The organism is Microcystis sp. M53602_WE12 (assembly GCF_030065455.1).
GTDB lineage: Bacteria > Cyanobacteriota > Cyanobacteriia > Cyanobacteriales > Microcystaceae > Microcystis > Microcystis aeruginosa.
Genome location: NZ_JASJFB010000443.1, coordinates 1 through 5,440, shown reverse-complemented (window position 1 = coordinate 5,440; position 5,440 = coordinate 1). Strand labels below are relative to the sequence as shown.

The window sequence follows — 5,440 nt, the reverse complement described above, 5'->3', positions numbered from 1 at the left end:
CCGAGTCTAACCATTCCGGCAATCTGTTGACAAATTGCTGTGCTTGGGTGAAGACTAGGGGAACTAGGGTGATTCCCACGGCCACAAAAATTAAAATCGTGATCAGGGAAACCACGATCGCAGCTAAACCCCGTTTTAATCCCTGACGTTCCAACCAAGTCACTGGATAACCCAAGAGAAAAGATAGAACCGCCGCTATCAGTAAAATAACAAATAAAGATTCAAAATAGCCAAAAATTGCCGATAATGCCCAGGCATTCAGAACTATAAGTGGTGCAGCTAGAGCAATCACCAGTAAGCGAGATAAAGAATTCAGAGATTGCCACCACGTCTGAACCCAATTGCGTTTCGGGGGGACGACTTTAACTTCCACCATGAAGCCTCTTAAAAGGGTTGTTTCAATACTTGTATTCTGACAGATCGAAGCCTAACCCGCTAACTCCAAAAGGGAAAGTGGGTGGTGGGGTAGTGGAGCATTTGGCTGAAATTTCCCTAAACCCCTAAATCCCTATCACCCTATCTCCCGACTCCTGAATTCTGACTCCTGACTCCCGACTCCTAACCCCACAACAAACTTTTTGCCGCAAACCTTACTTATAAGCAGCAATACACTGTTCAACTAAAGCGGTTACTGCGTCCACATCTTTCCAACCGAGAATTTCTGTGACTTTTTTCTCTAGATTCTTATAGGTTTTGAAAAACTCGGCGATTTCCTCCAAGCGATGGGGAGAGACATCTTTAAGAGATTTTACCTCTGCATAACGAGGATCTTTAGCGGGAACACAGAGAATTTTTTCATCGCGATCACCACCATCGATCATTTCTAGCATACCAATGGGACGCGCCGTAATCACACAGCCGGGGAAAGTAGGCTGATCCATGATCACCATACCATCTAAAGGATCGCCATCATCGGCGAGGGTATTGGGAACAAAACCATAATCACAGGGATATTGTACCGAAGAATAGAGAACGCGATCGAGAGCAAAGGCATTTAAATCCTTATCAAACTCGTATTTATTCTTACTGCCGGCGGTAATTTCCACTAAAACGTTAATTAAACCTGGTTTCGGTTGGGCAGGAATGCGCGATAAATCCACAAGCTTTCTCCAAATACAAGACAATAGCGCCTTTAGAGTCACCTAAAAGCGCAAGCAAAATTAAAACACACTTTGATTGACTCCGATCCAAATTTTACTCATAAGGGGGATCGGGACGAAGAAAAAAATTTTTATTTTGGCAATCGTCTATCTCAATTCTGTCACCTCATTTGCCTCGTTAGGGAGTAGGATGTGTTACCGGTAAGGGGTTCTTCGGTATAGTTAGGCGTGGAGTTATATCCAATCGCTAACAAGGGTAACGTTAGGGTCAGAATTGCGATCATGGTTCCGAGTAAATTGGCCCACCTATGACTAGGAGGTTCGGAAGTCTTCCCTGACGGGTTGCTTGATTCCATAAAGGGGTCGTGTTGAACTCGACAAGTAAAGAATACGAGAGATATATAGAGCAGTCAGCTATCGGCTTTTAGCTTTTAGCAAATTACTGCTATTTTTTGCCTTTGAGCTTGGTTAACGTCTCGTTAAAAAGCGAAACATTAACAGCAATACTCTCCCTACTAATTATATTTTACCAATTCTTTTCCAAGAGTTCACTCTGATACTTTTCTTGACGATCTCTCCAGATCATGGTCTGTTGGTGTTTGTCCATGTCATACTAAATCAGTTTTTAATAACTGGATTTAGTATCAATCCACAAAAAAAATGTCTGAAAAGCCCAAATATTAAGCGATTCAAACATTTTCTCATTGCAATCGGAGGGTGATATTGACTTTATGTCTTAACTTCGAGCTTACGATAGAAACTTGGCTGTTAATGTAGCCTATTTAACCAAAATATCGATTTTTTGCTGATTTATCGGGATAGACAATGACCCGTTCTTAAAATTATCCGAGTTTAGAGACAATTGGTTAGCTAATCTCCCAATAAGCCAGGCCCCAGAGACCAGCAAGGCATCCTCAAGCCTTGATTTGTCCTTGCTTGTCAGGGACAGCGATCAGGGCAAGTGGAGTTAATCTACCAATATGGATATCATAACTCGATCGAGGGAGAAAAGCCAAGAACCTGCGAGAAAATTGCCGATTTCTCCCGGCCAATATTACTGCTCACATCGCCCTAGATCATGCCGTCAGTCATTCTTCAGCGAGAAACCACCTCGCTAGAGGATTCTGATTCTAGGGGGAGAGAGGGTTTAATTATCCCGTGTTTTGTCTCCTCTGGTGTCACTTGACGGATAACCTCCAAAGCTTCCTTGATCATTACTGCCATGGGAACCGCGACAATCACCCCCAGTAAACCGCCCACTCGCGCCCCCGTCAAGACCGAGACCAACACCCAAAAGGGATTTAACCCAGTGACACTGCCCAAAATCCGGGGAGCAATGCCATTTTCGACAATTTGCTGCACCACTACAGCCACGGCTAAAACTTGCAGAGCTAAACCAATATCGCGCAAAGCTAGTAAAGCTGTCACCGTGACAATGCCTACAGTTCCCCCAAAAGGGATTAAGGCCATGGTGCCAATCAACAGACCGAATAGGAGACCAAAAGGGACTTTAATCGATAAAAATGCCGTGACTAATCCCAGGGCCATGCAGGTGGCGCAAATTACCTGTCCGACAAAGTAATTCTGAAAACTTAAGCGTAGGGTTAGGGAAAAGGGTTGTTGGACGGGTTTGGGCAACCATTGGATAATACTCCTCCAGATATCGGGACTGTGGAGAAGTAGATAAAAGGTGAGGATAATGGTTAGCAGCACATCAAGCACCCGCACCACGGTAAAAACCGTGAGATTAAGGGCTAAATTAACGCTTCTTCCCGCTAGAATTTGCAATTCTGCCCCTAAACGACTGTTAAACTGAGCGATAACACCATCGAAACTGATCGGAATCGGTAGATTCATCGTGTCGATTTTGGTATCTAGTTGCATCAGTTGGCGCTGTCCCGAGTCTAACCATTCTGGCAATCTGTTGACAAATTGCTGTGCTTGGGTGAAGACTAGGGGAACTAGGGTTATGCCCACGGCCACAAAAATTAAAATCGTGATCAGGGAAACCACGATTGCAGCTAAACCCCGTTTTAATCCCTGACGTTCCAACCAAGTCACCGGATAACCCAAGAGAAAAGATAGAACGGCCGCTATCAGTAAAATAACAAATAAAGATTCAAAATAGCCAAAAATTGCCGATAATGCCCAGACATTCAGGACGACAAGTGGTGCGGCTAGAGCAATCACCAGTAAGCGGGATAAGGAATTCAGGGATTGCCAGCACGTCTGAACCCAATTGCGTTTCGGGGGAACGACTTTAACTTCCACCATGAAGCCTCTTAAAAGGTTTGTTTCAATACTTGTATTCTGACAGATCGAAGCCGAACCCGCTAACTCAACCGGGGGGAAGTGGGGTGATGGGGTGTGGGATGCTGACAGGTGTAGGTTTATTACAACCCAGATGGTTCTTCGGTTTGTCTTATGCAACGTACAGGATTATAAGGAATGAAACTCTTATAGAGAAAGACATTTGGCGATTTTTGTCAATTGTTTTCGATCTAGAGCGAACTAATCAATTAAGTCTCTTGCCAGATAAGGATTTAGTCGATTTATGCTCCCCTATTGAACCATACCAAATAACGAAGAACCGAAATTTTAGTGATTTTCGTCAATTGCTTTCGATCTATTGTTATTTTGCCAGTCTTCTAAAGCACCGATAACAAAACTAGCAGCCGGATGGTCTAGCAATGAATCTAAAGCACTAATACTACCCGCTTTTAAAGCACTGAATATTCTTGTCAAACTTGGGGTTTTGTCTATCTGCTCGACAACCGCATCAGCTAATGCGACTTTACCCTTATAGGTATCAGTAGGATAAGTTGACTCTAATTGTTTTAGTAAAGATTGCATCTCTGCTGCTGCTTCAGCTAGGGTTTGCTTTTTTTCAGAAGCATTAGTTTCCATATCCTGACTTGTTTTACTATTATCACCAATGGCAACTTGGCTTCCATGAATATCACCGAATTTATAGTCTTTACGCTGGTTCATAATAACCTCCTTTCCTGCTCATGAGCTTTGTGTTTGTGATGTTCCTGTACTTTGGGAAAAAGTAGAGCCTGACCCCACAGCGATTTGGCTGTTGGTAATATTTCCCGCCGTAATTCTCGTAACATTATTGATAATACTTATGACCGATCTTTCAAATTCAGATGAGTCAATCCCCTGGCTCTTTAGCAGTTTAATGGTACTGAAAAAAATCCCATTTTGTATTGATTTCCAGTACATCAGGACATCTTGAGTACCATAGTAATCAAAACTAACTTTTAAATCAGTGTTTAATTGGCGGTAACGATTAGCAAAAAATATAAAAATAGCTAAAATAATGAATAAAGGGGAAAAAGCTAAGATAAGAATAATAAGAATAAGGATACCCAAAGGAGTTCTTCTCAGTTGGCTAATAAAGTTTTTAATTGAACGACTTAGAGGATTTTTTGCTAAATTTACTGTTTGTTGTCTCCTGGCTCTTTGACTTAAATCTAGAGGTTCTGCAATGAACTCACGGAAAGTTTGTTCTAATCCATAATTATACTCTTCTTGAAACTCTGCTGCCCGCCGTTGTCGAGCATCATTAAACTTCCAGTAAAAAAGGTAGAAGGAAAATACAACGACATACCATAATGACAACCCTAAATAGATACCAGATGCAAAAATAATAGTACCCAATAGCATCTTTAATGTTCGAGATAATGGACCATCTTCAAGAAGCGAACTCAAACTAAATCTTTGCCGATCAATTCCAGTTAGTATATAAGCTGATGACTCAACAAAAGTGACTTTTCCTGCATTATAAAAGCGCAGAAAGTAAGAAAGAATATAATCTCTTTCTTGGTCAACATATCTATAAATACGATAGGCTCTTTTTTTGCCAGCCACGTCACCCTGTTCTTTAATTAAAAGTGGGTCGTCTAAAAACATTACGGCTGGACGGGAAGTAGTGTTCATCAGCAGCTTCCCATCAGGCTCTAGCTCAAAGCCATCAATATATAAGCGACTCAATATTTCTAGATTTGGTAAATTTAGCTTGTCAATCTCTCGATCAGTGGCTTGATAAAACTGGTCAACGGCAATCTCAATGTATTCTTGAGAATTTTCCCATTCTTCAGATTTTTCTTGATGTTTCTTCTTGCGAGTAATAGGAACCGTCCAGCTAGAGCCAGGAATGATTTCTCCAGAACCAATAAAAGGGTTAGATCCGGCGGCTCTTCGGTTTGTGTTATGCAATGGACGGGGATTATAAGGGATGGAACCCTTATATAGAAAGGCATTTAGCGATTTTTGTCAATTGTTTTTTATCTAGAGCGAACTAATCAATTAAGTCTCTTGCCAGATAAGGATTT

Annotated in this window: 7 protein-coding genes; 1 reads left to right on the top strand and 6 read right to left on the bottom strand. The window is 41.7% G+C overall.

What is annotated here, in order from left to right; translation table 11 throughout:
• From PX482_RS14930 to PX482_RS14920, 4 genes are all read right to left on the bottom strand, one after another.
• The coding region (locus PX482_RS14930; RefSeq protein WP_288122620.1) for an AI-2E family transporter at positions 1 to 376 on the bottom strand (376 nt) is incomplete at its 3' end.
• 214 nt (positions 377 to 590) lie between these two features.
• The gene (locus tag PX482_RS14925) at positions 591 to 1,100 is read right to left on the bottom strand and encodes an inorganic diphosphatase (protein WP_002760578.1); all 510 of its coding nucleotides are present in this window, start codon (positions 1,098 to 1,100) and stop codon (positions 591 to 593) included.
• Positions 1,101 to 1,261: 161 nt separating this feature from the next.
• Entirely contained in the window at positions 1,262 to 1,456 is a 195-nt protein-coding gene (locus tag PX482_RS28115) for a TLTLP motif-containing protein (protein ID WP_012267246.1), read from the bottom strand.
• A 739-nt stretch (positions 1,457 to 2,195) separates the two neighbouring features.
• A complete protein-coding gene (locus PX482_RS14920) occupies positions 2,196 to 3,374 on the bottom strand; it encodes an AI-2E family transporter (RefSeq protein WP_002760581.1) in 1,179 nt (392 codons plus the stop codon).
• A 143-nt stretch (positions 3,375 to 3,517) separates the two neighbouring features.
• Between PX482_RS14920 and PX482_RS14915 the strand changes: the two genes are divergently transcribed.
• Entirely contained in the window at positions 3,518 to 3,763 is a 246-nt protein-coding gene (locus PX482_RS14915) for a hypothetical protein (RefSeq protein WP_223213027.1), read from the top strand.
• On the opposite strand, the gene PX482_RS14910 is transcribed toward PX482_RS14915, so the two are convergent.
• Positions 3,699 to 4,091, bottom strand: coding sequence for a hypothetical protein (locus tag PX482_RS14910; protein WP_002760582.1), 393 nt, complete (start codon positions 4,089 to 4,091; stop codon positions 3,699 to 3,701). The genes PX482_RS14915 and PX482_RS14910 overlap by 65 nt on opposite strands.
• Before the next feature lie 18 nt (positions 4,092 to 4,109).
• Positions 4,110 to 5,324 carry an AbeC-like domain-containing protein gene (locus PX482_RS14905; RefSeq protein ID WP_288024799.1) on the bottom strand — a complete coding sequence of 405 codons (1,215 nt, stop codon included), beginning with the start codon at positions 5,322 to 5,324 and terminating at the stop codon, positions 4,110 to 4,112.
• Positions 5,325 to 5,440 lie beyond the last annotated feature (116 nt).

Excerpts from the sequence above, each read along its gene's own strand:
- PX482_RS28115 (WP_012267246.1), bottom strand. The coding sequence starts at position 1,456 with ATGGAATCAAGCAACCCGTCAGGGAAGACTTCCGAACCTCCTAGTCAT.
- PX482_RS14910 (WP_002760582.1), bottom strand. The coding sequence starts at position 4,091 with ATGAACCAGCGTAAAGACTATAAATTCGGTGATATTCATGGAAGCCAA.
- PX482_RS14920 (WP_002760581.1), bottom strand. The coding sequence starts at position 3,374 with ATGGTGGAAGTTAAAGTCGTTCCCCCGAAACGCAATTGGGTTCAGACG.